The organism is Nonomuraea sp. NPDC050404 (assembly GCF_040655495.1).
In the GTDB taxonomy this organism is placed as follows: Bacteria; Actinomycetota; Actinomycetes; order Streptosporangiales; family Streptosporangiaceae; genus Nonomuraea.
On sequence record NZ_JBFAKB010000044.1, the window covers coordinates 39,938 to 65,301 of the forward strand.

The 25,364-nt window shown below is 70.5% G+C and carries 23 protein-coding genes; 9 read left to right on the top strand and 14 right to left on the bottom strand.

What is annotated here, in order from left to right; all coding sequences use genetic code 11:
* Nucleotides 1-19 precede the first annotated feature (19 nt).
* Nucleotides 20-925: an AraC family transcriptional regulator gene (locus AB0I81_RS59225; RefSeq protein ID WP_360678351.1), complete on the bottom strand. Its 906-nt coding sequence runs from the start codon at nt 923-925 to the stop codon at nt 20-22.
* A gap of 114 nt (nt 926-1,039) precedes the next feature.
* Between AB0I81_RS59225 and AB0I81_RS59230 the strand changes: the two genes are divergently transcribed.
* Nucleotides 1,040-2,071 (top strand): saccharopine dehydrogenase NADP-binding domain-containing protein, encoded by a 1,032-nt coding sequence (locus AB0I81_RS59230; protein ID WP_360678353.1) that lies wholly within the window; start codon nt 1,040-1,042, stop codon nt 2,069-2,071.
* 90 nt (nt 2,072-2,161) lie between these two features.
* On the opposite strand, the gene AB0I81_RS59235 is transcribed toward AB0I81_RS59230, so the two are convergent.
* On the bottom strand, nt 2,162-2,710 hold the full coding sequence (locus tag AB0I81_RS59235) for a CGNR zinc finger domain-containing protein (RefSeq protein ID WP_360678355.1): 549 nt from the start codon (nt 2,708-2,710) through the stop codon (nt 2,162-2,164).
* 71 nt (nt 2,711-2,781) lie between these two features.
* On the opposite strand from AB0I81_RS59235, the gene AB0I81_RS59240 reads away from it, so the two are divergent.
* Nucleotides 2,782-3,816 (top strand): DMT family transporter, encoded by a 1,035-nt coding sequence (locus tag AB0I81_RS59240; RefSeq protein WP_360678357.1) that lies wholly within the window; start codon nt 2,782-2,784, stop codon nt 3,814-3,816.
* A gap of 8 nt (nt 3,817-3,824) precedes the next feature.
* Here the strand turns inward: AB0I81_RS59240 and AB0I81_RS59245 are convergent, their stop codons facing one another.
* The 9 genes from AB0I81_RS59245 to AB0I81_RS59285 all read right to left on the bottom strand — a co-directional run bounded on the left by AB0I81_RS59245 (nt 3,825) and on the right by AB0I81_RS59285 (nt 13,343).
* Nucleotides 3,825-4,214: a transcriptional repressor gene (locus AB0I81_RS59245; RefSeq protein WP_360678359.1), complete on the bottom strand. Its 390-nt coding sequence runs from the start codon at nt 4,212-4,214 to the stop codon at nt 3,825-3,827.
* Nucleotides 4,211-5,083: a metal ABC transporter permease gene (locus tag AB0I81_RS59250; protein WP_360678434.1), complete on the bottom strand. Its 873-nt coding sequence runs from the start codon at nt 5,081-5,083 to the stop codon at nt 4,211-4,213. The genes AB0I81_RS59245 and AB0I81_RS59250 overlap by 4 nt, the downstream gene beginning before the upstream one ends.
* The gene (locus AB0I81_RS59255) at nt 5,083-5,862 is read right to left on the bottom strand and encodes a metal ABC transporter ATP-binding protein (protein ID WP_360678361.1); all 780 of its coding nucleotides are present in this window, start codon (nt 5,860-5,862) and stop codon (nt 5,083-5,085) included. The genes AB0I81_RS59250 and AB0I81_RS59255 overlap by 1 nt, the downstream gene beginning before the upstream one ends.
* Nucleotides 5,859-6,794: a metal ABC transporter substrate-binding protein gene (locus AB0I81_RS59260; RefSeq protein ID WP_360678363.1), complete on the bottom strand. Its 936-nt coding sequence runs from the start codon at nt 6,792-6,794 to the stop codon at nt 5,859-5,861. The genes AB0I81_RS59255 and AB0I81_RS59260 overlap by 4 nt, the downstream gene beginning before the upstream one ends.
* A gap of 106 nt (nt 6,795-6,900) precedes the next feature.
* Nucleotides 6,901-7,773 (bottom strand): formate dehydrogenase accessory sulfurtransferase FdhD, encoded by an 873-nt coding sequence (gene fdhD / locus AB0I81_RS59265; RefSeq protein ID WP_360678365.1) that lies wholly within the window; start codon nt 7,771-7,773, stop codon nt 6,901-6,903.
* Entirely contained in the window at nt 7,766-8,608 is an 843-nt protein-coding gene (locus AB0I81_RS59270; RefSeq protein ID WP_360678367.1) for a 2Fe-2S iron-sulfur cluster-binding protein, read from the bottom strand. Before AB0I81_RS59270 ends, fdhD begins: the two co-directional genes overlap by 8 nt.
* Nucleotides 8,605-10,422 carry an NAD(P)H-dependent oxidoreductase subunit E gene (locus tag AB0I81_RS59275; RefSeq protein WP_360678369.1) on the bottom strand — a complete coding sequence of 606 codons (1,818 nt, stop codon included), beginning with the start codon at nt 10,420-10,422 and terminating at the stop codon, nt 8,605-8,607. Before AB0I81_RS59275 ends, AB0I81_RS59270 begins: the two co-directional genes overlap by 4 nt.
* Nucleotides 10,423-10,425: 3 nt before the next feature.
* The gene (locus tag AB0I81_RS59280) at nt 10,426-12,327 is read right to left on the bottom strand and encodes a molybdopterin-dependent oxidoreductase (protein ID WP_360678371.1); all 1,902 of its coding nucleotides are present in this window, start codon (nt 12,325-12,327) and stop codon (nt 10,426-10,428) included.
* Nucleotides 12,328-12,365: 38 nt separating this feature from the next.
* Complete coding sequence (locus AB0I81_RS59285) at nt 12,366-13,343, bottom strand: 2-dehydropantoate 2-reductase (protein WP_360678373.1); 978 nt, start codon at nt 13,341-13,343, stop codon at nt 12,366-12,368.
* Nucleotides 13,344-13,442: 99 nt separating this feature from the next.
* Here AB0I81_RS59285 and AB0I81_RS59290 point away from each other — a divergent pair, with 99 nt between their 5' ends.
* The 7 genes from AB0I81_RS59290 (at nt 13,443) to AB0I81_RS59320 (ending at nt 22,760) form a co-directional block, all read left to right on the top strand.
* Nucleotides 13,443-14,600 carry a molybdopterin molybdotransferase MoeA gene (locus AB0I81_RS59290; RefSeq protein WP_360678436.1) on the top strand — a complete coding sequence of 386 codons (1,158 nt, stop codon included), beginning with the start codon at nt 13,443-13,445 and terminating at the stop codon, nt 14,598-14,600.
* Nucleotides 14,601-14,692: 92 nt separating this feature from the next.
* On the top strand, nt 14,693-16,366 hold the full coding sequence (locus AB0I81_RS59295) for a thiamine pyrophosphate-binding protein (RefSeq protein WP_360678375.1): 1,674 nt from the start codon (nt 14,693-14,695) through the stop codon (nt 16,364-16,366).
* A 13-nt stretch (nt 16,367-16,379) separates the two neighbouring features.
* Nucleotides 16,380-17,603 carry a formyl-CoA transferase gene (gene frc / locus AB0I81_RS59300; protein WP_360678377.1) on the top strand — a complete coding sequence of 408 codons (1,224 nt, stop codon included), beginning with the start codon at nt 16,380-16,382 and terminating at the stop codon, nt 17,601-17,603.
* On the top strand, nt 17,603-19,714 hold the full coding sequence (locus tag AB0I81_RS59305; protein WP_360678379.1) for an acetate--CoA ligase family protein: 2,112 nt from the start codon (nt 17,603-17,605) through the stop codon (nt 19,712-19,714). The genes frc and AB0I81_RS59305 overlap by 1 nt, the downstream gene beginning before the upstream one ends.
* A gap of 78 nt (nt 19,715-19,792) precedes the next feature.
* On the top strand, nt 19,793-21,283 hold the full coding sequence (locus AB0I81_RS59310) for an Nramp family divalent metal transporter (RefSeq protein WP_360678381.1): 1,491 nt from the start codon (nt 19,793-19,795) through the stop codon (nt 21,281-21,283).
* The gene (locus tag AB0I81_RS59315; protein ID WP_360678383.1) at nt 21,283-21,786 is read left to right on the top strand and encodes a hypothetical protein; all 504 of its coding nucleotides are present in this window, start codon (nt 21,283-21,285) and stop codon (nt 21,784-21,786) included. The genes AB0I81_RS59310 and AB0I81_RS59315 overlap by 1 nt, the downstream gene beginning before the upstream one ends.
* Nucleotides 21,787-21,794: 8 nt before the next feature.
* On the top strand, nt 21,795-22,760 hold the full coding sequence (locus AB0I81_RS59320) for a TerC family protein (RefSeq protein WP_360678438.1): 966 nt from the start codon (nt 21,795-21,797) through the stop codon (nt 22,758-22,760).
* Nucleotides 22,761-22,859: 99 nt separating this feature from the next.
* On the opposite strand, the gene AB0I81_RS59325 is transcribed toward AB0I81_RS59320, so the two are convergent.
* The 3 genes from AB0I81_RS59325 to AB0I81_RS59335 form a co-directional block, all read right to left on the bottom strand.
* Nucleotides 22,860-23,042 (bottom strand): hypothetical protein, encoded by a 183-nt coding sequence (locus AB0I81_RS59325; RefSeq protein WP_360678385.1) that lies wholly within the window; start codon nt 23,040-23,042, stop codon nt 22,860-22,862.
* Nucleotides 23,043-23,122: 80 nt separating this feature from the next.
* Nucleotides 23,123-23,860 carry a GntR family transcriptional regulator gene (locus tag AB0I81_RS59330; RefSeq protein ID WP_360678439.1) on the bottom strand — a complete coding sequence of 246 codons (738 nt, stop codon included), beginning with the start codon at nt 23,858-23,860 and terminating at the stop codon, nt 23,123-23,125.
* A gap of 85 nt (nt 23,861-23,945) precedes the next feature.
* On the bottom strand, nt 23,946-25,298 hold the full coding sequence (locus AB0I81_RS59335) for a hypothetical protein (RefSeq protein WP_360678387.1): 1,353 nt from the start codon (nt 25,296-25,298) through the stop codon (nt 23,946-23,948).
* Nucleotides 25,299-25,364: the final 66 nt, after the last annotated feature.

The window sequence follows — 25,364 nt, forward strand, 5'->3', positions numbered from 1 at the left end:
GCCGGGCGTGGTGCGGGCTCTATGCGGGTTCGCTTCGGTAGCGGCCGGGTGCGGTGCCGAACTCGCGTTTGAACGCCTTGGCGAAGGCGAACTCCGTGGCGTACCCGCTGCGTTCGGCCACCGACCGCAGCGGCAGGTCCGTCTCGCGCAGCAGCCGGGCGGCCAGGGTCATGCGCCACCACGTCAGGTACGCCAGCGGCGGCGCGCCCACCGTGCCCGCGAACCGCTGCGCGAACGCCGCCCGCGACAGCCCCGCGCGGGCCGCCAGCGTCTGGACCGTCCACGGGCGGGCCGGGTGCTGGTGGATGGCCCGTAGCGCCGCCGAGACCGCCGGGTCACGCAGGGCGGCGCCCCAGCCGGTGGGCCGCTCCTCGTACCAGGCGCGCAGGATGTACAGCAGCAGGACGTCGAGCAGCGCCGACGTGGCGGCGTCCGCGCCGGGGCCGGGTGCGGTGTCGAGTTCGCGGCCGAGCAGTTCGATCGCGCCGTTGAGCGAGGGGTGGCGGCCGACCCTGGCCGGGATGTGCATGACGGCGGGCAGTTCGGCCAGCAGCGGGTGGAGCCTGGCCTGGTCGAGCCGGTAGGCCCCGCACAACATCTCGGTCAGCGGCCCGGGGCCGTCACTGCGGATGCGGCCGACGGGGGAGCCGTCGTCGTACTCGGGTGCGGCGTCCACCAGCGGGGTCGTGACCGCGTCCGCGAGGCCGTGACCGAGCTCGCGCGGCAGGAACACCACATCGCCCACCCCCAGCCGGACGGGCTCGGCGTCGGCGGGCAGCAGCCAGCAGGAGCCCTGCAGGATGACATGGCACCCCGCCCCCTCCTGCGGCGGGAAGCGCACACCCCACGGGCCGTGCATGCGCGTGCGGGCGGCGTGCGGCAGGCCGTTGCGCATGGCGGTGATGGCGTCGCTGAGTACGTCCATGTCCCTACGGTAGTCGCTGCTGGACGATCGGATATGCCCGCCGGATCTCCTGACATGGCCTCCCTGCCCTGGTGTCCCTAGCGTGAGCTGCGGAAACCAGAAGGAGGTCAGGCGATGAGGATCGCGGTGTATGGGGCCGGCGGGTTCACCGGACGGCTCACGGTGGCGGAGTTGCGGCGGCGGGGGTTCACGCCGGTGCTGGTCGGCAGGGACAAGGAGCGGCTGCGTGCGGCGGCCGTCGAGGCGGAGGTCGCCGGAGCGGAGATCCGGGTGGCGGGGCTCGACTCGCCGGGGGCGCTGGCGGACGCGTTCGGGGACTGCGCGGTGGTGATCAACTGCGCTGGGCCGTTCACGCTGCTGGGGGAGCCCGTCATCCGGGCGGCGATCGCGGCCGGGGTGCACTACCTGGACACGACGGGGGAGCAGCACTACATCAGGAAAGTGCTCGACGGGTTCCACGAGGAGGCCGTACGGGCCGGGGTGACCGTCGTGCCCGCGATGGCCGACGACGGCGGGCCGGGGGACATGATCGCGTCCCTGGTGGCCGGGCGGGTGGCAGGGGAGGTGGCCGAGGTGCTGGTCGCGGACCTGCGCGGGCCCGGGGCCGCGTCGCGGGGGACCGCCCGGTCCATGGCGGCGGTGTTCGATCAGGGGTCGCTGGCCTATACGGATGGCCGCTGGCATCCGGCGCCGGACGCGGAGCCGGACTCGATCGTCATCCCCGGAGAGGACGGGCAGGCACCGGTCGGGGTCTTCGCGCTGCCGGGGGTGGTCACCGTGCCCAGGCACGTACGCGCGCGGCGGGTGCGGGCCGTGATCCGGGCCGAGGTGGCGGCCCTGTTCTCCGCGCTGACGCCCGAGGTCGTGGACAGCGTCCCCGAGACCCCGGACGCGGCGGCCAGGACGACCTCACGCTGGCTGATGCTGGCCGAGGCGACGGGGACGTCAGGAGAGCGGACGCGGGGGTGGGTGACGGGACTCGACCCTTATGGGATGACCGCGAAGATCGCCGTCGAGGGTGCGCGCCGCCTGGCCGAGGACAGCGCTCCGGCAGGGGCGCTGACGCCCGCGCAGGCCTTCGACCCGGCCGCCTTCCTGGACCACCTCACCACGCACGGCGTCACCTGGCACATCACGCCCGCCTGACGCGACCCCGGGCGTGCCGGTCACGCGCGGCGGCGGGCACAGCTCAGGCGCGGGTCAGGCAGTTCGGGCACGCGCGGCGGCGGGCGCGGGTCAGGCGCGGCGGCGGGCGCGGTAGGCCGCGACGTGCATGCGGTTGCCGCAGGTGCGGCTGTCGCAGTAGACGCGGGAGCGGTTGCGCGACTCGTCCACGAACACGCGGTCGCAGTCGGGGGCCGAGCAGGTGCGCAGGCGCTCCACCTCGCCCTCCACCAGCAGGTGCGCCAGCGCCACCCCGCAGTCGGCCGCCACGTGCTCGGCCAGGGTCGAGTCGGCCGCGTGATAGTGCACGTGCAGCGGGTGGCCGTCGTGCTCGGTCAGCCGGGGCGTGATCCGGGTCTCGGCCAGCAGGGCGTTCAGGGTGCGTACGGCCGTCGGCTGGTCGGGGGCGGTGAACACGCGGTGGAAGGCCTCCCTGACCATGCGGACCTGGCCGAGGTCGCGGGGCGTGAGCGTGCCGATGTTGCTGACCTCGCGGGACTCCACGAACGCCTGCAACTCGGACAGGGTGGACAGGCCCTCGTCGCCGCCTGTGGATGGCGAGGTGTTGACCAGTTCGACAACGGTGGCCAGAGAATGCACCATGTCATGGCCAAAGGGCATGTTGACTCCTGTCCGGGCGGGATTCTAGCGTGGTCGCAGCGTATCTCCTGTATGAGGCCCGGGGGGTTTCCATGAGTGCACATCGCCGTATCGTGCTGATCGCGATCGTCGGTGCGCTGATCATTTCCACCTCCGGCCCCCTGGTGCGCTTATCAGGTGTATCGCCGGCCACGTCGGCGTTGTTCCGTTGCGCGTACGCCGTACCGCCCATCCTGTTCCTGGCCTGGATGGAACGGCGCAGGCTGGGGCCGATGACCCGCAAGGGGGTCGTGGCGTCCTGGCTGGCGGGCGTGGTGTTCGCCTTCGACCTGCTGTTCTGGCATCACGCGATCGATTATGTGGGCGCGGGGCTGGCGACGGTGCTGGGGAACCTGCAGGTGTTCATCGTGGCGTTCGCCGCCTGGGCGCTGTTCAAGGAGCGGCCGTCCAACCGGTTGATGATCGGCACGCCGGTCGTGTTCGCCGGGGTCGTGCTGATCTCGGGGGTGTTCGACAGCGCCGCGTACGGCAGCGACCCGATGATGGGCGTGCTCGCCGGGGTCGCGACGTCCATCTCCTATGCCGCGTTCCTGCTGCTGCTGAAGGGCGGCTCCGATCGGGCGGCGGGGCCGCTGGCGCACGCGACCGTGGTGACCACGATCAGCATCGCGCTGCTCAGCCCGCTGTTCGGCGGGGCGGACTTCGTGCCGCAGTGGCCGGCGCACGGGTGGTTGTTGCTGCTGGCGCTGGGGCCGCAGGTGGTGGGGTGGTCGCTGATCACGTACTCGCTGCCGCGCCAGCCCGCCGCGCTCACCGCGTTGCTGCTGCTGGTGCAGCCCATGACGACGGTGGCGATCTCCACGGTCGCGCTCGGCGAGCGGCCCTCGATGTTGCAACTCGCCGGGTGCGCGGTGGTCGTGGCGGGAGTCCTGTACGGCTCCCGCCGCTCTCCTCAACCGGTGGTCGCTGCTCCAGGACCGCCGGAACTCCCGGTGGCCGCGGCCCCGGGACCCCCAGGGGCGTCGAAGGCCCCGGACAAGCCCTCAGGAGTGCCGGGGGCCCCGGATAAGCCCTCAGAGGCCCCGGACAAGCCCGAGGGTGAGGCTGAGCGGACGACCGCCGTCTGAGGCGGTTGTCAGCTCGTCTTGGCCGGTGCCGAGCAGGTGGAGCAGGTGCCGAAGACCTCGACCGTGTGCGTGATCTCGGTGAAGCCGTGCTCGCTGCCCACCGTCTCGGCCCAGCGCTCGACGGCCGGCCCGGCCACCTCCACGGTGCGCCCGCACCGGCGGCACACCAGATGGTGGTGATGGGTGTCGGTCGCGCATGCCCGGTAGACGGACTCCCCGTCGTCGGTGCGCAGCACGTCGACCGAGCCCTTGTCGGCCAGCGCCTGCAGCGCCCGGTATACGGTGGTCAGCCCGATCTTCGCCCCGTGCAGGCGCATCTCGGCATAGACGTCCTGCGCGCTACGGAAACTCTCGCTCTGGCGGAGTGTGTCGTGCACGGCATCGCGTCTCGTCGTCATGCGACCTCCTCGACGCGCAGTTTTCGGCGCTCGCTCAATGTCGACTCCTGGGTACGGCCTCGACGTACGAATTTACCGACACCTAGGGCCAGGACGAAGCCGACGAGCGCAAGAAGCACGATTGCGGCGCCGGGAGGCACCTCGGAGGAGTAGGTGGAGGCCAGCAGCCCGCCCACGGAGGCGAGCACGCCGAACACCATGGCCAGCCCCATCGTGGTACGGAACCCGCGCGTGAGCTGCTGGCTGGTCGCCACCGGGATCACCATCAGCGCGCTGACCAGCAGCAGGCCGACCACCCGCATGGCGATGACCACGGTGAGCGCGGCGGTGACGGCGATGAGCAGGCTCAGGAAGCGCACCGGCAGGCCGCTGGCCTTGGCCATCTCCTCGTCCTGGCAGAGCACGAACAACTCCCTGCCGAAGATCACCACGACCGCGATCACGGCCACGGCCAGCGCGGCGATGACCCAGATGTCCTCGACGGTGACGCTGGCGATGGCGCCGAACAGGTAGGAGTTCAGCTTGGCGTTGCTGCCGCCGGGCGCCAGCGCCATGAGCATGACGCCGCCCGCGATGCCCCCGTAGAACATCAGCGCCAGCGCCACGTCGCCGCTGGTGCGCCCGCGCGCCCTGACCAGCTCGATGGCCACGGCCCCCGCGACGGAGACGAGGACGGCGGTGAGCACGGGCGCGGTGCCGGTCAGGAAGCCCAGCGCCACGCCGGTCAGCGCCACGTGCCCGATGCCGTCGCCCAGCAGTGACAACCGCCGCTGCACGATGAACGTGCCCACGGCGGGCGCGCAGAGTCCCACCAGCAGCGCCGCGATCAGCGCGAGCTGGAAGAGCTCCTCCTGCAGAAGTTCAAAGATCACCTTGGTTCCCCCTGCCACCCGGCGAGCGGGCCCACCACGGGCTCGTCCGCGTGCGGGTGCTGATGCTCGTGCCCCGGCCTGGCGCAGTCGCCCTCGGGGCGCGGCGGCGGGCCGTCGTGGGCCACCCGGCCCTCGCGGATCACCACGCCGCGCGTGATGACCGGCTCCAGCGGGCCCAGCTCGTGCGCCACGAGCACCACGGTCCTGCCCGCCCGCACCAGCCCGGCCAGCGTGTCGGCCAGGAGCTGCTGGGTCTCGGCGTCCACACCGGCGGTGGGCTCGTCCATCACGTACGTGTCGGGCTCCCCGGCCAGCGCGCGGGCGATGAGCACCCGCTGCTGCTGCCCTCCCGACAACGACTGGACGGGGTCATTGGCCCGGTCGGCCAGCCGGACGGACTCCAGCGCGCTCGCCACGGCGGCCCTGTCGGCGGCGCTGGTCCTGCGCAGCCTGCTCTGCCTGGCGATCCGGCCCGAGGCGACGACCTCGCGGACGGTCGCGGGCACGCCGCCGCCGACCTGCAGCCGCTGCGGCACGTAGCCGATGCGCCACCAGTCGCGGAACCTGCCCGGCGGGGAGCCGTACATCAGGGTCTTGCCGCCGGTCAGCGGCGTGAGGCCGAGCAGCGCGCGGACCAGCGTGGACTTGCCCGAGCCGTTGGCGCCCAGGAGGGCGACGACCTCCCCGGGACTGACGGTCAGATCGATGCCCCGAAGGACGGGCTTGCCATCGAAGGAGACCCGGCCGTCGGTCATCGCGAAGGCCGTTTCGCTCATGCCGTACACCCCAGTGCTGTTTGTAGGGTTTTGAGGTTATCGCGCATGGCGGACAGGTAGTCGCCGGAGGGCTTGCTCTCCAGCGGGTCGAGCACGGCCGTCTTGGCGCCGACCTGGTTCGCGAGCACCTCGGCCACCTTCGGGCTGACCAGGGCCTCGGTGAAGATCGTGGTGACGCCCTCCGCCTTGGCGAGCTTGGCGACCTCGGAGATGCGGGCCGGCGAGGGCTCGGTCTCCGGGTCGAGCGTGATGCCGACCTGCTTGAGCTTGTAGCGGTCGGCGAGGTAGCCGAACGCCTCGTGCGCGGTGACCAGCGTCTTGGTCTTGCAGGTGCCCAGGCCCTTGGTGAACTCCTGGTCCAGGGTGCCGAGCGTGGCGGCCGTCCTGGCGGCGCGGTCCTTGTAGCCCTGGGCGTGCGCGGGGTCGGCCGTGGCCAGGCGGTCGCCGAGCTTGGTGGCGACGGTGGCCAGGCGGGAGGGGTCCAGCCAGAGGTGCGGGTCGTAGGCGACCTCCTCGTGGCCGTGCTCCTCCTCCCCTTCCTCCTCATGCGCGTGCTCGCCGGCGGGGATCGTGGTGACGGCGGTGGCGGCGTCGAAGCTCTTCGCGGGATCGACGGCGTCGTCCACGGCCGGCTGGATGCCCTTGATGTAGACGGCGAGCGCGGCGTTCTTGACCTGGGTGACCTGCTGGATGCCCAGCTCCACGTCGTGCGGCTCGACGCCGGGCGCGGTCAGGCCGGTCACCTGCGCGTCAGGTCCCCCGACCTGCTCGGTCAGCCACTGCAGGGGGTAGAAGGCGGCGACCAGTTCGGGCTTGGCGCCTTCGGCGGGGGCGGCGGTCTCGGCGGAGCCGGAGCCGCAGGCAGTGGCGGTGAGCAGGGTGGCCGTGGCAAGCAGACCAACGGCAGTCGATCGGGAAAATCCTGACATCATACAAGTCAGTATGCGTCGGAATGAAAATGGTTGTCAAAATCTGGGGAGTGGGATGCCGTACGGCGGGTTTGCCGGGGGCAGGGCGCGCCGTGCGGCATCCCGTTCGTCACCCCGGTGATCGTGCGCCGGCAGAGCCGTTGCCGGCGCCCGAGGCGACGCTTTCGCCGGCGCTCAGCCGCCGCTCTCCCGTGTAGACGTTCATCGAGTTCCCGCGCAGGAACCCGATCAGCGTCAGCCCTTCCTCGGCGGCCAGATCGACCGCGAGCGAGGACGGCGCGGAGACCGCGGCGAGCACCGGCACGCCACCCATGACCGCCTTCTGCACCAACTCGAACGACGCCCTGCCGGACACCATCAGCACGACGCCGCGCAGCGGCAGCCGCCCCTCGCGCAGCGCCCAGCCGAGCAGCTTGTCCACCGCGTTGTGGCGGCCGACGTCCTCGCGTACGCACAACGGCTCGCCGGCGGCCGTGAACAGGCCGGCCGCGTGCAGGCCGCCGGTCCTGTCGAAGACCCGCTGAGCCGCGCGCAGCCGGTCGGGCAGGACGGCGACGGTCGACTGCGCCAGCTCGACCGGGTCGTCGGCCGCGCTCCAGCGGGCCACCGTGCGTACCGCCTCCAGCGACGCCTTGCCGCAGACGCCGCAGGAGGAAGTGGTGTAGAAGTTGCGCGGCTCGGGAGCCGGTACGCCCGGCGCGAGCCGTACATCCAGGACGTTGTAGGTGTTCTCGCCCTCCACGGTCGCGCCCGCGCAGTAGCGGATCGTGGAGATCTCCTCCGCCGAGGCCACGGCCCCCTCACTGACCAGGAACCCGGCCGCCAGGTCGAAGTCGTCGCCCGGCGTGCGCATGGTCACGGTCAGCGGGGTGCCGTTGAGCCGGATCTCCAGCGGCTCCTCGGCGGCCAGCGAGTCGACCTTGCGCACCCTGGTGGTGTTGTTCACCCGCAGGATGCGCTTTTTTACGGAGACCCTAGACATATCCGTACCCGAAGCGGCCCTTGACGCAGAGGTTGCCCTTCGTGACGGGGTTGTCGTGCGGCGAGGTCACCTTGACGATCTTGTTCTCCTGCACGTGCAGGGTCAGGTTGCAGCCGACCCCGCAGTAACTGCAGATCGTCGTGGTCTCGGTCTGCTGAGACTCGTCCCAGGTGCCCTCGGCCCGCATGTCGAACTCGGTCTTGAACGACAACGCGCCCGTCGGGCACACCTCCACGCAGTTGCCGCAGTAGACGCAGGCCGAGTCCGTGAGCGGGGCGTCGAACTCCGTGGAGATCGTCGAGTCGAAGCCCCGGCCGGCGACGCCGATGGCGAAGGTGTTCTGCCACTGGTCGCCGCAGGCGTCCACGCACTTGTAGCACAGGATGCACTTGGCGTAGTCGCGCACGTACAGGTCGTTGTCCACCTTGGCGGGCTGTTCGACCGTGGCGGCCTCGTCGCCGAACCTGGCGGGGTCGGCGCCGTACTCGGCGTTCCACTCGGCCACCCGTGGCGTGGTGGACATGTCCACCGAGGAGCCGAGCAGTTCCAGCACGACCTTGCGGCTCTGCCTGGCGCGCTCGGTGTCCGTGGCGACCTTCATGTTCGCCTCGGCCTTCCTGGAGCAGGCCGGCGCCAGCGTCCTGGCGCCCTCCACCTCCACGACGCAGACCCGGCAGGCGTTCTTCGGGGTGAGCGTGTCGCCGTAACAGAGGGTCGGGATGTCCTTGCCCGCCGCCTGGCAGGCGTCGAGGATCGTCGAGCCCTCTGGCACCCGTACGGCCTCGCCGTCGATGTCGACGTCGATGAGCCGGCGGGGCGGCTGGAGCGGGATCATTTGTACACTCCCAGGCGATCGATGGCCGATTCGACGGCGTTCCAGGCGGTCTGCCCGAGGCCGCAGATGGAGGCGTCTCGCATGGTCTGCCCGACTTCGCGCAGAAGTACCAGGTCGGTGTGATCGACCCGGCGCGAGAGGCGGTGCAGGGCCTCCTCCTGACGTACGGTGCCCACCCGGCAGGGCACGCACTGGCCGCAGGACTCGTCACGGAAGAACTCCGCGATGCGCAGCAGCAGCCTCTTCAGGTCCACGGTGTCGTCGATGACGAGCACCACGCCGGAGCCGAGCGTCGCGCCCGCGTTCCTGGTGCCCTCGAAGGTGAGCGGGATGTCCAGCTCGGTGACGAACGCGCCGGCCGCGCCGCCGAGCAGCACCGCCCTGGTCGTGCCGGTGGTGCCGGTCAGGTCCAGCAGGTCGCGCAGCGTCGCGCCGAACGTCAGCTCGTACACGCCGGGTCGTTCGACCGCGCCCGAGACGCAGAACAGCTTGGGCTCGGCCGCCGCGTACGCCTGCGCGCCCCGCTCCAGGATCGGCAGCACGTTGACCAGCGTCTCGACGTTGTTGACCACGGTCGGCTTGCCGAACAGGCCCTTCTCCACCGGGAACGGGGGTTTGCTGCGCGGCTCGCCCCGCTGCCCCTCGATGGAGTTGAAGATCGCGGTCTCCTCGCCGCAGATGTAGGCGCCCGCGCCCCTGCGCAGCTCGATGTCGAACGACAGCCCCTTGCCGAGGATGTCGTCGCCGAGCAGCCCACGGGAGCGGGCGGTCGCGATCGCGTGCTGGAGCCGCGCGACCGCGCTCGGGTACTCGCCCCTGATGTAGAGGTAGCCCTTCGCGCAGCCCGTCGCGTAGGCGGCGATCGTCATCGCCTCCACCAGCGCGTACGGGTCGCCCTCCATCACGACCCGGTCCTTGAACGTGCCCGGCTCGCTCTCGTCGGCGTTGCACACCAGGTAGTGCGGGTGGTCGGGCTGGCGGGCGGCGGCGTCCCACTTGCGGCCGGTGGGGAAGGCCGCGCCGCCCCTGCCGACCAGGCCGGACTCCAGCACCTCGCGGATCACCCCGGCGGGGCCGAGCTCGAAGGCCCGCCGCAGCGCGGTGTAGCCGCCGCTCGCCCGGTAGTCGTCCAGGCTGCCGGGATCGACCACGCCGACCCGCTTGAGCAGCAGCAGGTCCGGCTGCCCCGACTGCGGCACGGCCGCGGCCACGGGCGCGTCGCCCGCCACGTTGATGCGTGGCGTGCTGCCGTTGGGGCTCGGCGCGGTGGGGATGGCGTCGGCGGCGGTCCTGACCATCTCGTCGGGGTTCGCGGGGGCGTACACCTCCGCCCGGTGTGGCCGGCCCGCCTCCAGGGCGAGCGCGGCCGGGGCCCGCTCGCACATGCCCAGGCAGGGGCTCTCCTGCCAGGACTTGCCGGGCGGGCCGAGCCGCTCCTCGACCTGGTCGCGTACCCGCTGCCCGCCCTTGGCCTGGCAGGCCAGGTCGGTGCAGACGTGCAGCACCCGCTTGGGCCGCTCCTCCATGGAGAACAACGAGTAGAACGTCGCCACCCCGTACGCCTCGGCGGGCGGGACCGTCAGGCGGCGGCAGATGTACTCCAGCGCCCCCTCACTGATCCACCCGACCCGGTCGTTGACCGCGTGCAGCGCGGGCAGCAGCAGGTCGCGGGCGGCTTCGGCGCGGGCGGCCACCCGCAGGTCCTTGTCGGTGCGCGAGCCGCCCTCCCATGCGGTGGCCGGCGGCCCGAGGAGGTCGTCGACGGCGGCGCGCTCTTCTTGCGACGGCTCCGCGCCGCGGAATCTCAGATCCATCCGTCACCCAGCCTTCACGAGCTTCTCGACGCGTACGGCCGCCGCCTTGAACTCGGCAGTGCCCGCGATCGGGCAGGTGGCCTCGATGGTCAGGGCGTTGGTGTCCACCTCGTCCGGGAAGTGGAAGGTCATGAACACCAGCCCTGGCCGCAGCCCGGGGTCGATGAAGACAGGCGCCACCACCGAGCCGCGCCGCGAGCTGATCCGCACGTCCTCGCCCGCGACCACGCCGAGCTTCTCGGCGTCCTCGGGGCACAGCTCGATCGTCTCGCCGCGCCGCATCGGGGAGGCGAACCCGGAGGACTGCACGCCGGTGTTGTAGGAGTCCAGCCGCCGCCCGGTCGTCAGCCGCAGCGGGTACTCCTCATCCAGCAGGTCCACCGGCGGCGAGTGCCGCAGCACCGCGAACGGCGCCGGCGTGCCCCGCTTGACCGGGTCGTTGTCCCACAACCTGCCGTGCAGGAAGGGCGGCTCCAGCTCGTCCTCCGACGGGCAGGGCCACTGGATGCCCTGCAGGTCGGCCAGCCGCTGGTAGGTCATGCCGTGGTGCTGCGGGGACAGGGCGCGCAGCTCGTTCCAGACCTCCTCCGCGCCGTCGTAGTGCCAGTCGTGGCCCATCTTCTGGGCGATCTGGCACATGATCTCGATGTCGTCGCGCGCCTCGCCCGGTGGCTCCAGGGCCTTGCGCACCCGCTGGACGCGCCGCTCGCTGTTGGTGAACGTGCCGTCCGCCTCGCACCAGGCGGCGCTGGCCGGCAGCACCACGTCGGCCATCTGCGCGGTCTTGGTGAGGAAGATGTCCTGCACGACGAGGTGATCGAGCATGGACAGCCGCTTGATGCAGGCCAGCGAGTCGGCCTCGGACTGGACGGGGTTCTCACCGATCATGTAGCAGGTGGTCACCTCGCCCTCGGCCATCGCGTCCAGCATCTGGGTGAGGTTGAGGCCGTAGCGGGGCTGGATCGAGCGGCCCCAGACGCCTTCGAACCGCTCGCGGATGCCCGGGTCGAGGATGTCCTGGAAGCCCGGCAGGCGGTTGGGGATGGCGCCCATGTCGCCGCCGCCCTGCACGTTGTTCTGACCGCGCAGCGGCGACAGGCCCGAGCCGTAGCGGCCGACGTGGCCGGTCAGCAGGGACAGGTTGATCAGCGCCCGTACGTTGTCGGTCGCGTTGTGGTGCTCGGTGATGCCGAGCGTCCAGCAGAGCTGGGCGCGGTCGGCGCGGGCGTAGGTGTGGGCCAGTTCGCGGATGGCGTGCGCGGGCACCCCCGTCACCTGCTCGGCGACGGTGAGCGTCCACGGCTCGACGCACTCCTTGAACTCCTCGAAGCCGGTCGTGGCCCGCTCGATGAACGCCTCGTTGTGCAGGCCCGCGTGGATGATCTCGCGGGCGACGGCGTGGGCGAGGGGGATGTCGGTGCCCACGTTCAGGCCGAGCCACAGGTCGGCCCACTGGGCGGTGCCGGTGCGGCGGGGGTCCACCGCGAACATCTTGGCGCCCTTGCGGATGCCCTTGAGCACGTGCTGGAAGAAGATGGGATGGGCGTTTCTCGCCGCCGAACCCCACATCACTATCACGTCGGTGTCCTCGACCTCCTGGTAGGAGGAGGTGCCACCGCCGCTGCCGAACACCGCCGACAGGCCGGCCACGCTGGGGGCGTGACAGGTGCGGTTGCAGGAGTCCACGTTGTTCGTGCCGACCACGACGCGGGTGAACTTCTGCCCGATGTAGTTCATCTCGTTGGTCGAACGGGCGCACGACAGCATCGCGAAGCTGTCGGGACCGTGTCGTTCTATGTTGCGGCGGAAGCCTTCTGCCGCAAGCTCCAGCGCCTCCTCCCACGACGCCTTGCGCAGCACGCCGTCTTCGCGTACCAGTGGATGGGTCAGGCGGTCATAGCTCATGATCCCTCCATTCAGTATACAATCTACGGTATTCCGAGCTAAACCGCACGGACCACGTTCTCGTTCAGCAGATCGCTCACCGCGTGGATGGCCCGCAGTGTGGGCACCTCCGCACCGGTGAGGTCGGCCAGCTCGACCACCGCGGCCAGCAGCACGTCGAGCTCCAGCGGCTTGCCCTTCTCCAGGTCCTGGAGTGTGGACGTCTTGTGCTCGCCCGCCTTCTCCGCCCCGCGTAAGCGGCGCTCGATGGAGATGCCCGGATCGCAGCCCACCCGCATGGCCACGTCCACCGTCTCCCGCATCATGGCCACGACCAGCTCCCTGGCGCCGTCGTGCCGGCAGATCCCGGCCATCGTCGCCCTGGCCAGCGCGCTGATCGGGTTGAAGGCGATGTTTCCCATGAGTTTGATCCAGACGTCCCGGCGGAGGTCGCGCTCCACCGGGCACTTCAGCCCGCCCTCGACGGCGGCCTGGCTGAAGGCGGTGCATCGTTCGGTCACCTCGCCCTTGGGCTCTCCGATGGAGAAGCGAGTGCCCTCGAGATGGCGGATGACACCCGGCTCCTCGATCTCAGTGGCAGCGTAAACGACGCATCCGATCGCGCGGTCCAGGGGCAACGCGGATGTCACCGCACCGCCTGGATCGACGCTCTCGATGCGGTAGCCCTCGTAGGGGCCCTGGAGTCCGTGGAAGTACCACCACGGGATGCCGTTCTGCGCGGCGATGATGCCGGTGGTCTCGTGCAGGAGCGGCTCGATCATGGGGCCCGCGGAGGCGTAGCTGTTCGCCTTGAGGCCCAGGAAGACGTGGTCCACCGGACCGACCTGGGTGGGGTCGTCGGTGGCATGGGGATGGGCGACGAAGTCGCCCCTGGGGGTGAGCACCCGCACACCGGCGCGCCGGATCGCCTCAAGGTGCTGGCCCCTCGCGATGAGGTGCACCTCGACACCCGCCCGGTGAAGGGCGGCCCCCACGTATGCGCCGATGGCGCCGGCGCCAAGAACAGCGACTCTCATGCTGCAGCTCCGTTCTCGCGTCGGATCGTGTATTCCGTATACAGTATGGAAAAACACGGGTCAAGGAGTGTGCCGATGACCGTTCTGAGGCATGGACCAGTGGTGGAAGCGATCTCATGGGGTTCTGCGCGAGCCCTCGCGGCGGGTGCCGCCAGCGTGTTGAAGCCTGCTCCGGTGCCGCTTGCTGATGCTCTCGGGTGCAGGTTGGCCGGGTCTTTGACGGCGTTGGTGCCCGTGCCCGGAGTGGACGTCTCGGCGATGGACGGCTACGCGGTGGCGGGTCCTGGGCCGTGGCGAGTGATCGCCCAGGTGCTGGCCGGAGGTGTGCCCCTGCGAGGGCGGTTGGCGGCGGGGGAGGCGGTGGAGATCGCGACCGGCGCTCCCGTTCCCGCCGGGACGGAGGCGGTGCTGCCTTGGGAGCACGCTTCCGCGCCGCTCGGCATGGGGGCCGCGTGGGTGGACGGGACCATCGAGCCCGGCAGGCACGTGCGGCGCCGTGGCGAGGACATCGCCGAGGGCGCCGTCGTGCTCGGGGCGGGCGCGGTGGTGACGCCGGTCGCGCTCGGCCTGGCCGCCGCCCTGGGTCACGACACGCTGGAGGTACGGCCCCGGCCGCAGGTGTCGGTGCTGGTCACCGGGGACGAGGTGGTCGATCGTGGGCTGCCCGCGCCGGGCCGGGTCCGCGACGCCATCGGGCCGTTCCTGCCGGGGCTGGTGGAGTGGGCCGGTGGGCGCGTGACGGACACGCTCCGGCTCCCGGACGGCCCCGCCGCGCTGCACGCCGCGCTCGGCGGTGCGCAAGACGTCGTTGTGGTGTGCGGGGCGTCGTCACAGGGCCCGGCCGACCACCTGCGGGCCGTGCTCGACGAGGTGGGCGCGGAGGTGCTGATCGACGGGGTGGCCGTGCGTCCCGGGCATCCGCAGCTCCTGGCCCGGCTACCCGACGGCCGGCTGCTCGTGGGGCTGCCGGGCAATCCGTTCGCGGCGCTGGCCGCCGCGCTCACCCTGCTCGCCCCCATCCTGCGCGCGTTCACCGGCACTCCCGCCGCCACGGAGACGGGCACGCTGGCCGAACCGGTGCGTACGCACCCCCGTGACACCCGGCTGGTTCCGGTGAGAAGGTCGGCCGGGAGAGTGATTCCCGTGGGACACGACCGGCCGGGTTCGTTGTGGGGAGCGGCGCTGGCCGAGGCGCTGGCGGTGGTGCCGCCGGGGTGGTCCGGCGAGCGGGTCGAACTGATCGAGTTGCCCGTCTAGGGCTAGACAGGCCGAACGCGAGAGAGTAACCATTGCGTTCATACGGTATGCAGTATGCGGAAGACAGCATTTCGTCGCCGGGAAAGGGTGGCATGATGTCGGAAACGATCTCTGGTGGTCATCTCGTAGCCAAGGCACTCAAGGCCGAGGGCGTGGAAGTGATCTACACGCTCTGCGGTGGCCACATCATCGATATCTACGACGGCTGCGTCGATGAGGGCATCGAGGTCATCGACGTACGCCACGAGCAGGTGGCCGCGCACGCCGCAGACGGGTACGCCCGCATCACGGGCAAACCGGGCTGCGCGGTGGTCACGGCGGGACCGGGCACGACCGACGCGGTGACCGGCGTGGCCAACGCCTTCCGCGCGGAGAGCCCGATGTTGCTCATCGGCGGCCAGGGCGCGCTGAGCCAGCACAAGATGGGCTCGCTGCAGGACCTGCCGCACGTGGACATGATGACCCCGATCACCAAGTTCGCGGCCACGGTGCCCAGCACGGAACGGGTGGCCGACATCGTGTCGATGGCCTTCCGCGAGTGCTACCACGGCGCTCCCGGGCCGTCGTTCCTGGAGATCCCGCGCGACGTGCTGGACGCGAAGGTGCCGGTGGAGAAGGCGCGCCTGCCCAAGCCGGGCCACTACCGGGCCTCCACCCGCCAGCAGGGCGACCCCGAGGCCATCGAGCGGCTGGCCGACATGCTGGCCCACTCGGAGAAGCCGTGCATCCTGCTCGGGAGCCAGGTGTGGACGTGCCGGGCGACCGACTCGGCGATCGAGTTCGTCAGGTCGCTGGACGTGCCCGCGTACATGAACGGCTCGGGCCGCGGCACGCTGCCGCCGGGGGACCCGCACCACTTCCAGCTCAGCCGCAGGTACGCCTTCACCGAGGCCGACCTCATCATCATCGTCGGCACCCCGTTCGACTTCCGGATGGGTTACGGCAAGCGCCTGTCGCCGACGGCCAAGGTCGTCCAGATCGACCTCGACTACCGCACTGTCGGGAAAAATCGGGACATCGACCTGGGGATCGTGGGCGACGCCGGCCTCATCCTCTCCGCGGTGGCCCAGGCCGCCAGCGGCCGCATCGAGAACGGCGCGGCCCGGCGCAAGGAGTGGCTGGAGGAGCTGCGCAACGTCGAGACCCAGGCGTACGAGAAGCGGCTGCCCCGCCAGCTCTCCGACGCCCAGCCCATCGACCCCTACCGCCTCGTCCACGAGATCAACGAGTTCCTGACCGAGGACACCATCTACATCGGCGACGGTGGCGACATCGTCACCTTCTCCGGCCAGGTCGTGCAGCCCAAGTCGCCCGGCCACTGGATGGACCCGGGCCCGCTCGGCACGCTCGGCGTCGGCATGGCCTTCGCGATGGCCGCCAAGCAGGCGCGCCGCGACAAGGAGGTGCTGTGCCTGTTCGGCGACGGCGCCTTCAGCCTGACCGGCTGGGACTTCGAGACCATGGTCCGCTTCGACCTGCCGTTCATCGGGGTCATCGGCAACAACTCCTCGATGAACCAGATCAGGTACGGCCAGGCCGCCAAGTACGGCGAGGACCGCGCCCGCGTCGGCAACACCCTCGGCGACATCCGCTACGGCGAGTTCGCCAAGCTCCTGGGCGGCTACGGCGAGGAGGTCCGCGACCCCGCCGAGATCCGCCCCGCGCTGGAGCGGGCCCGCGAGTCGGGCAAGCCGTCACTCATCAACGTCTGGGTCGACCCAGAGGTGTACGCCCCAGGAACCATGAACCAGACCATGTACAAGTAGGGGAAACGCAGAGATGAAGGCTCTCGAAGGTGTCCGCGTCCTCGACATGACCCATGTCCAGTCCGGCCCGTCGGCCACCCAGATGCTCGCCTGGCTGGGCGCCGACGTGGTCAAGCTGGAGGCCCCGACCGGTGACATCACCCGGCAACAGCTCCGCGACGTGCCCGATGTCGACAGCCTCTACTTCACGATGCTCAACTGCAACAAGCGCAGCATCACCCTGAACATGAAGAGCGAGCGCGGCAAGGAGATCTTCACCGAGCTGGTGAAGAGCGCCGACGTCCTGGTGGAGAACTTCGGCCCCGGCGCGGTGGACCGCATGGGCTTCTCCTGGGACCGCCTCCAGGAGCTCAACCCCCGCCTGGTCTACGCCTCGATCAAGGGCTTCGGCCAGGGCAAGTACGCCAAGTTCAAGGCGTACGAGGTGATCGCCCAGGCCATGGGCGGCTCGATGAGCACGACGGGCTTCGAGGAGGGCCCGCCGCTGGCGACCGGCGCGCAGATCGGCGACTCGGGCACCGGCATCCACGCGGTGGCCGGCATCCTGGCCGCCCTCCTGCAGCGGGAGCAGACGGGGCGCGGGCAGCGCGTACAGGTGGCCATGCAGCACGCAGTGCTGAACCTGTGCCGCGTCAAGCTGCGCGACCAGCAGCGCCTGGCGCACGGGCCGCTGCGCGAGTACCCGAACAGGACCTTCACCGACGAGGTGCCGCGCTCGGGCAACGCCAGCGGCGGCGGCCAGCCCGGCTGGGCGGTGCGCTGCGCGCCCGGCGGGCCGAACGACTACATCTACGTCATCGTCCAGCCGGTCGGCTGGAAGCCGATCTCGGCCATCATCGGCCGGCCCGAGCTGGCCGAGGACCCCGAGTGGGCGACGCCGGAGGCGCGGCTGTCGAAGCTGGACAAGATGTTCCAGCTCATCGAGGAGTGGACGATCCGGCACGACAAGTGGACGGTGCTCGACACCCTCAACGCCGAGAACATCCCGTGCGGGCCGATCCTGTCCACCAAGGAGCTGGTGGAGGACGAGAGCCTGCGCGAGGAGGGCATCGTCGTCAAGGTCGATCATCCGACGCGCGGCGAGTTCGTGACCGTGGGCAGCCCGCTGCAGCTCTCGGACTCGCCCGTGGACGTCGTCACCCCGCCGCTGCTCGGCGAGCACAACCAGGAGATCTACGGCGAACTCGGCGTCAGCGCGGACGAGCTGGCCGAACTCAAGACGAACGGAGTCATCTAGTGGCCAGGGAAGTCATCGAGAAGGCGCTCGCCGAAGGGCGTACGGCGCTGACGGCTCCCGAGGGCCGGGAGTTGTGCCAGGCGTACGGCATCGCCACCCCCGGCGAGGGGCTGGCCACCTCGGCCGACGAGGCGGCGCGGCTGGCCGGGGAGATCGGGTTCCCGGTCGTGCTGAAGATCGTCTCGCCCGACATCCTGCACAAGACGGACGCCGGCGGCGTGCTGGTGGGCCTGAAGAGCGAGCAGGAGGTACGCGAGGGCCACGACACGATCCTGGCCAACGCCCGCGCCTACAACCCCGACGCCAAGATCGACGGCATCCAGGTGCAGCAACTCGTCGGCGGCGGCCACGAGGTCATCGTCGGCGCGGTCACCGATCCCACCTTCGGCAAGGTCATCGCGTTCGGTCTCGGCGGCGTTCTCGTCGAAGTACTTAAGGACGTGACCTTCCGACTTGCCCCGGTTTCGGGTGATGATGCGCTTAAGATGCTGGACGACATCAGAGCGGCCGAGGTTCTGCGTGGTGCCCGTGGGGCCGAGCCGGCCAACAGGCGGGCGCTGGCGGAGCTGATCGAGCGCGTCGGCAGGCTCGTCACGGACATCCCCGAGATCGTCGAGGTGGACCTCAACCCCGTCTTCGCCGACGCGAACGGCGCGGTCGCCGCCGACGTGCGCGTCATCATCGGGGAGCCGCAGCCCGAGGTCGCCAGGCTGCCGCGCGAGGAGATCCTGCGGCAGATGAACCGCATCTTCAAGCCGCGCTCGGTCGCCGTCATCGGGGCCTCCGCCGAGGCCGGGAAGATCGGCAACTCGGTCATGAAGAACCTCATCAACGGCGGCTACCAGGGGCAGATCTATCCGATCAACCCCAAGGCCGACGAGATCATGGGGCTCAAGGCGTACAAGAGCGTCGCGGACGTGCCCGGCGACCTGGACGTGGCCGTGTTCGCGATCCCCGCCAAGTTCGTCGCCTCCGCACTGGAGGAGGTCGGCGAGAAGGGCGTGGCCGGGGCGGTCATGATCCCGTCCGGGTTCGCCGAGACCGGCAACGTCGAGGGCCAGAAGGAGATCGTGGAGATCGCCCGCAGGCACGGCGTGCGCATGCTCGGGCCCAACATCTACGGCTACTACTACACGCCGGAGAACCTCTGCGCGACCTTCTGCACCCCGTACGACGTTCGCGGCAGCGTGGCGCTGACCTCGCAGAGCGGCGGCATCGGGATGGCCATCCTGGGCTTCAGCCGCACCACCAAGATGGGCGTCTCGGCCATCGTCGGCGTCGGCAACAAGGCCGACGTGGACGAGGACGACCTGCTGACCTTCTTCGAGCAGGACGACAACACCAAGGCCGTGGCCATGCACCTGGAGGACCTCAAGGACGGGCGCGGCTTCGTGGACGCCGCCCGCCGGGTGGTCAAGGAGAAGCCGGTCATCGTGCTCAAGGCCGGGCGCACCGCGATGGGCGCGCGGGCCGCGGGCTCCCACACCGGGGCGCTGGCCGGCGACGACAAGGTCTACGACGACATCCTGCGCCAGGCCGGGGTGGTGCGCGCGCCGGGGCTCAACGACATGCTGGAGTACGCCCGCGCGCTGCCGATCCTGCCCGCCCCCAAGGGCGAGAACGTGGTCATCATCACCGGCGCGGGCGGCTCGGGCGTGCTGCTGTCCGACGCCATCGTGGACGCCGGGCTGACCCTCATGGACATTCCCGACGACCTGGACAAGGCGTTCCGCGCCTACATCCCGCCGTTCGGCGCGGCGGGCAACCCCATCGACATCACCGGCGGCGAACCCCCCTCGACCTACGAGAACACGGTCCGCCTCGGCCTGACCGACGAGCGCATCCACGCGCTCGTCCTGGGCTACTGGCACACGATCGTGACGCCGCCGATGGTCTTCGCCGAACTCATCGCCCGTGTGGTGGCGGAGGAGCGGGCGAAGGGCAACACCAAGCCGGTCGTGGCCTCACTGGCCGGCGACACCGAGGTTGAGGAGGCCAGCGAGTACCTATTCGAGCACGGCGTGGTCGCGTACCCGTACACGACGGAGAAGCCCGTGGCGGTCCTCGGTGCGAAGTACCGCTGGGCCAGGGCGGCCGGTCTGCTGGGCTAGAGCCGAGCACAGCAGCGCCAGGCGAGGGGGCATTTTCGGGGCGCAGAGGAAGGCAACAACCCCCCAGGAGGTCCGTAGGTGGACACATCTAACACACCACCGGCGACGGCCACGCCGCCGGTCGAGGATCAACGAGTATGGAAAGCGGGCCGGCTTGAGCCGATGCCCATCAGGAAGCTCCCCGACGCGCCTCCCTCGGTGCACATTCTCGGGCCGACGGTGTTCCTCGTCGCGCTCGGCGTGGGCATGGGCGAGTCGTACATGTGGCCGCGTCTGGTGCTGCTGTTCGGGCCCGAGATCAGATGGTTGTTCCTGATCGGTGTCACCCTGCAGGCCGTGGTGATGCTGGAGATGGCCCGGTACGCCATGGCCACGGGGGAGAGCATCTTCTCCGGCGCGGCCAGGGTCTTCAAGCCGCTGATGTGGTTCTTCTTCATCGTGGCGATCGCCGTCTACATCTGGCCGGGACACCTGTCGGCGGGAGCGGCGGCCTTCGAGGAGATCACCGGAATACCCTGGGTGGTGACCGCGGTCGCCGGGTTGATCCTCGTCGGCGTGGTCTTCACCCTCGCCAAGGTGATCTACAACCTGCTGGAGAGCGTGCTGTCGCTGCTCATCGGCGCACTCGTGCTCGGCACGGCCATCGTCGCGGCCATGGTCGGCTCCTGGGGCGACGTGGTCACCACGATCACCGGCATGTTCTCCTTCGGCTACCTGCCGGCGGAGGCCATGACGGCCGCCTGGTTCCCCGTCATCGTCGGCGCCTGCGCCTTCGCCGGTCCCTCGGGCATGCAGCAGATGTGGTACACGCTGCACCTGCGCGACTCCGGCGCCGGCATGGGCGTGCACCAGCCGAAGATCCGCGGTCTGGCGCATGCCGGCGAGGAGGAGGAGCGGCCCTCGCGCGGGTTCATGTTCGACACCGACGACCCCGCGGAGATGGCCAAGTGGAAGGGCTGGCGGCGCTGGGTCACCTTCGACGCGCTGCTGCTGTTCTGGGGCATCACGATGCTGGTGACGATCTCGTTCACGGTGATCGCGCAGTCGGCGGTGCGGCTGGACCCGGGCGTGCGCACGGCCATCCAGGGCGACGACCGGGAGGTGGCGCTGACCGCGATGTCCAACGCCGTCTCCGCCGCGGGCAGTTCGGTGCTCGGGGCCGTCTTCCTCGGGTTCATCGCGCTGATCGGCCTGAACGCGACGCTGGGGCTGTTCGACTCGTTCTCGCGCGGCCAGGCGGACATGACCTTCAACTTCGTCCCCGGGGCGAAGAAGCTGGGCATGTCGAAGTTGTACGCGGTCTTCCTGTGGGGCGTGATCCTCTTCGGGATCCTCATCCTGCTGTTCGGACCGGCTGACGGGCCCAGCGGGATCCTGGATACGCTCGCGTTCCTGTCGACGTTCGCCATGGGGGCGTACTGCGTCACCCTCCTCCTGGTGAACAACCGCATGTTGCCCAAACCGATCAGGCCCAAGTGGTGGACCAACGTGATCATCGGATTTGGCGCGGTGTTCTACCTGGGCATGTTGTTCTACAGCCTGTTCGCCTTCGGCGTGGTCGTGGGCTGATGATCGGACGGCACAGCCTCGAACTCGCCCTGCCGGGGGCGTCGATCGGAGCCGTAGCCGGAGCCATGGCCGGTGGGCTGACCCTGTTCGCGGGGCAGCCCACCGGGATGGCGCTGCTGGCGGCGCTGGCGCTGGCCACGCCGCTCGGCCTCTTCGGCGGTCTGTACGGCATGCTGCTCGGCCAGGGCGTCTTCCGGCCGGGCACCTTCGGGCCGATCGGCCTGTACTGGATGGCGGCCTTCCCGCTGTCCAGGCTGACGCAGGAGACCCTCGCCCCCACCGGCGGCCTGCTGGAGGGCGTGGGGCCGTTCCTGGCATACCAGGCGATGATCGCCCTCGGCTTCGCGATCGGCTTCCTCTGGCTGCACGAGCGGCTCATGCCGCACTGGCTCATGCGCCGGGCGGCGGACAACCCGCAGGCCAAGCAACTGCTTGAGCAGTATCTACGTTTCGCCCGGTTGGTGAGCGCCCGCAAGAGTGCCAGGAAGGGGGCGCGTAAATGACGGCCGCGATGGAGCTGCCCCTGTGGATCTGGCTGGCCACCATCGGCGGCTTCTGCGTGGTGCTCGCCTTCGACTTCTGGCTCGTGGCCCGCAACCCGCACGAGCCCAGCTTCAAGGAGTGCGTGGGCTGGGTCTCGTTCTACGTGGGACTGGCCGTGGCCTTCGGCGTCGGCCTGCTCCTGCTGTCGGGCCCGGCGCACGGAGGGGAGTTCTTCGCCGGCTGGATCACCGAGTACTCGCTCAGCGTGGACAACCTGTTCGTCTTCCTGCTGATCATGAGCCGGTTCCAGGTGCCGCGGCAGTACCGGCAGAAGGTGCTGCTCATCGGCATCATCCTGGCGCTGGTCATGCGCGGAGCCTTCATCGCGGCCGGCGCGGAGGCCGTCACCAGGTTCGACTGGCTCTTCTACGTGTTCGGCGCCTTCCTCGTCTACACCGCGTGGAAGCTGATCGGGCACGAGGAGGAGGACGCGGAGTTCTCCGAGAACCTTGCCCTGCGCACGGTACGCCGGGTGCTCCCGACCACCGACACCTACCACGGCGCACGGCTCACCGTGCACCACGGCCGCAGGATGGTCACCCCGATGCTGATCGTGATGGTCGCCATCGGGACCACCGACCTGCTGTTCGCGCTGGACTCCATCCCGGCCATCTTCGGCCTGACCAAGGAGCCGTACCTGGTCTTCACCGCCAACGCCTTCGCCCTCATGGGGCTGCGGCAGCTCTTCTTCCTGATCGGCGGCCTGCTCGACAGGCTCGTCTACCTGAGCAAGGGCCTGTCGGTGGTGCTGGCCTTCATCGGCGTGAAGCTGATCCTCGAAGCCCTGCACCACGATGGGGTGTCCTGGGCGCCCGAGATCCCGATCCTGGTCTCTCTGGGGGTCATCCTCGGCACTCTCGCCGTCACCACGGTGCTGAGCCTGCTGAAGACCTCTCGCGACGCCAAGAAGGAGAAGGTGGAGGAGCGGGTGTAGCGCGTGCCGCGTGCGGGGGCGGTGGCTGCTTTCGGGTGGCCGCCCCTTCGCCGCGGCTCGGGCGTGCGAGCCCCGGGCTCAGATGTGGGGGCTCCGGGCTCAGGCGTGCGGGCTCTTGCGGACGTCCGGCTCCGTTGTAGCGCTCCACTGGCGCAGGTAGCGGTCCGCGTCTTCCGCCGAGTAGTGCTTCCTGAGCGCCGCGCTCAGGCCGATGCCGATGGCCCCGCCGTCGGCCGGCTGGCCCATGGGATCACCAAGGAGAAAGCGGATGAACGCCTTCATGGTCATGCACCTCCAATACGTACGAGCTCCACCCTCTACCCGAGGTGTTTCGGAGCATGTGGCTTTCTGTGAACGTGAGGTCAACCGAGCTGGCGCGGCCGGCGGCGGCGCACCGGCTTGGGGGCGGGCTCCACCGGCTCGTTCTCCCGCTGCTCCATGTAGGAGGCGCGGGTGTGCTCGGTGTGCTCGCGCATGATCTTCGCCGCCCGGCGTTCGTCGCCGGCCTCGATGGCGTCGATCAGCGAGGTGTGCTCCTCCCACGAGGCCATGCCACGCTGGCGGGCCACCGGCGTGTGGTACCACCGCACCCGCCTGGCCACCTGGGCGGCCAGCTCGGCCAGGACCGCGTTGCCGGACAGGTCGGTCACCAGGGCGTGCAGCTCCTGGTTGGTCGCCACGGCGCCATCGACGTCGTCGGACTGCACGGCGGCGATGCCGCGGGCGCACAACGCGCGCAGCCGCTTCACGCCGTCCTCGCCGACGTGCTGGGCGGCCAGCCTGGCGGACTCGGTCTCCAGCAGCGTGCGGACCGCGAGCAGCTGGTCGGCCTCCTCCAGCGTCGGGACGTGCACGAACGCGCCCTGACCCGGGTGCAGATCGACCCAGCCCTCGCCGCTGAGCTGCTGCAGCGCCTCGCGGACCGGCTGCCTGGAGACCCCGAGCAGCTCGGCCAGCTCGCTCTCCACGAGGTGCTGACCGGGCTTGAGCTGGCCGGAGACGATGAGCTCCTGGATAGCCTCGATCACGCTCTCCCTGAGCGTGGCAGGGCGGGGAATCTTGGCGGCCGCCGTCTGGCCGGCCTGTTCCGACACCAACATGGTCACGTCTCCAGGGATGCGTTACGGTTTTTGGTCGACTGCCTACAGCATACCGTGTGGGGGTTATCCACGGTGGTGAGTCTCATCACAGGGGGATGGTGGCCGGCAGACCCGGTATCCGCAGGCGGGGCGTGGCGAGGGCGGGCAGCGCGGCGAGCGCGGCGGCGGCCAGCAGGGCGGGTCCCGGGGCCGTCAGGGCGGTGAACGCCAGGGTTACGGCCACGATTCCCGCCACGGCCTTGGCGCTGTAGACGACCGCGTGGATCTCGGTGGCGCGTTCGGCGCCGAACAGTTCTCGTACGAGGCTGGCGAGCAGCGGATAGAACGCCCCGCTCCCGAGCCCGGCCGCGACGGCCCCGAGCCACAACAACGGCCCGCTGACCGCCGTCACGCCCCCGGCCGCCGCCATGCCCGCCGCCGTTTCCGCTGCCGGGCCGTTTTGGACGGCCATGGCAAGCAGGACCTGGCCGAGTGCGAGGGAGCTGAAGACGGCGGCCAGGACGCGGCGGCGGCCGAAGAGTTCCGCCGCCCGCATGGCCGCCGACCTGCCCGCGCCGTTCAGCGCCACGAGCAGGGCCAGCGCGCCCCACGACCCCGTGGCCGCCACCACGATCACGTCGAACACCGACACCGCCCCGGCGCAGATCAGCAGCAGGGCGAGCGCCGGCAGGGCGCGGGTGCGCAGCGCCTGCGCGAGCCCGAACTGCTTGACCGCCTCGGGGGAGGTGCGCAGGCGGGCCGCGTCCAGGGCGTGCCCGCGCGGGTCCACGTCGTCGGGCCACCACAGCGGCGGCGGCAGCCGGAGGTGACGGGCGGCGGTCGCGACCACGGCCACGGCGAGGGCGGCGCAGACCAGGAAGGCGGCCGGCGTGGCTCCGGGGGCGATCCCGGCCCAGAGCAGCAGGGGCACGGCGCCGTAGCCGAAGGCGCCGGTGATGAGGCCGACGCGGGCGGCGGGCCGTTCCGGATACCAGGAGGAGACGACCTCGCCGCAGACCCCGTAGACCAGCCCCGCGCCCAGCCCGCCGAGCAGGGCGTAACCGATGAGCGCGAGGAGCCCGCCGGTGGACGCCAGGGCGTTCGGGGCGCCGGCGTCCGACGTCAAGGCGTTCAAGGCGCCGCTGCCCGCTGTCAGGGCGGCGGTGGCCAGGCCGAGGCCGCTCAGGACCCCGCCGGCGGCCAGGCTGGCGCGCACGCTCAGGCGTCGCCGGCGTACGAAATGGAGGGCGGGGAGTGCGCCGACGGCCTGGCAGGCGATCCAGACGGCCAGCAGGGTCAGGCCGCCGCTCTCGCGGGTGAGCAGCGCGGCGAAGCCGTACTGGAGCGGGCTGATCACCGCCATCGAGGCCAGGGCCAGCCGGAACATGCGGGTGCGGTCGGGCGGGACAGGGCCGGGCAGGTACGAGCGCCCGCGCCAGTCCTTGATTGCATTCTCCATACTGTATGGAATATCCACCAAGCGGCAGCCTGTCGAGGCCCTAGACGAAGAATACTCCATACGGTA

Coding starts and splice junctions, on each gene's coding strand:
- AB0I81_RS59280 (WP_360678371.1), bottom strand. CDS start 12,327: ATGAGCTATGACCGCCTGACCCATCCACTGGTACGCGAAGACGGCGTG.
- AB0I81_RS59330 (WP_360678439.1), bottom strand. CDS start 23,860: ATGTTGGTGTCGGAACAGGCCGGCCAGACGGCGGCCGCCAAGATTCCC.
- frc (WP_360678377.1), top strand. CDS start 16,380: ATGAAGGCTCTCGAAGGTGTCCGCGTCCTCGACATGACCCATGTCCAG.
- AB0I81_RS59270 (WP_360678367.1), bottom strand. CDS start 8,608: ATGATCCCGCTCCAGCCGCCCCGCCGGCTCATCGACGTCGACATCGAC.
- AB0I81_RS59315 (WP_360678383.1), top strand. CDS start 21,283: ATGATCGGACGGCACAGCCTCGAACTCGCCCTGCCGGGGGCGTCGATC.
- AB0I81_RS59260 (WP_360678363.1), bottom strand. CDS start 6,794: ATGATGTCAGGATTTTCCCGATCGACTGCCGTTGGTCTGCTTGCCACG.
- AB0I81_RS59295 (WP_360678375.1), top strand. CDS start 14,693: ATGATGTCGGAAACGATCTCTGGTGGTCATCTCGTAGCCAAGGCACTC.
- fdhD (WP_360678365.1), bottom strand. CDS start 7,773: ATGTCTAGGGTCTCCGTAAAAAAGCGCATCCTGCGGGTGAACAACACC.
- AB0I81_RS59255 (WP_360678361.1), bottom strand. CDS start 5,862: ATGAGCGAAACGGCCTTCGCGATGACCGACGGCCGGGTCTCCTTCGAT.
- AB0I81_RS59335 (WP_360678387.1), bottom strand. CDS start 25,298: ATGGAGAATGCAATCAAGGACTGGCGCGGGCGCTCGTACCTGCCCGGC.
- AB0I81_RS59245 (WP_360678359.1), bottom strand. CDS start 4,214: ATGACGACGAGACGCGATGCCGTGCACGACACACTCCGCCAGAGCGAG.
- AB0I81_RS59275 (WP_360678369.1), bottom strand. CDS start 10,422: ATGGATCTGAGATTCCGCGGCGCGGAGCCGTCGCAAGAAGAGCGCGCC.
- AB0I81_RS59320 (WP_360678438.1), top strand. CDS start 21,795: ATGGAGCTGCCCCTGTGGATCTGGCTGGCCACCATCGGCGGCTTCTGC.
- AB0I81_RS59230 (WP_360678353.1), top strand. CDS start 1,040: ATGAGGATCGCGGTGTATGGGGCCGGCGGGTTCACCGGACGGCTCACG.
- AB0I81_RS59235 (WP_360678355.1), bottom strand. CDS start 2,710: ATGCCCTTTGGCCATGACATGGTGCATTCTCTGGCCACCGTTGTCGAA.
- AB0I81_RS59325 (WP_360678385.1), bottom strand. CDS start 23,042: ATGAAGGCGTTCATCCGCTTTCTCCTTGGTGATCCCATGGGCCAGCCG.
- AB0I81_RS59240 (WP_360678357.1), top strand. CDS start 2,782: ATGAGTGCACATCGCCGTATCGTGCTGATCGCGATCGTCGGTGCGCTG.
- AB0I81_RS59225 (WP_360678351.1), bottom strand. CDS start 925: ATGGACGTACTCAGCGACGCCATCACCGCCATGCGCAACGGCCTGCCG.
- AB0I81_RS59285 (WP_360678373.1), bottom strand. CDS start 13,343: ATGAGAGTCGCTGTTCTTGGCGCCGGCGCCATCGGCGCATACGTGGGG.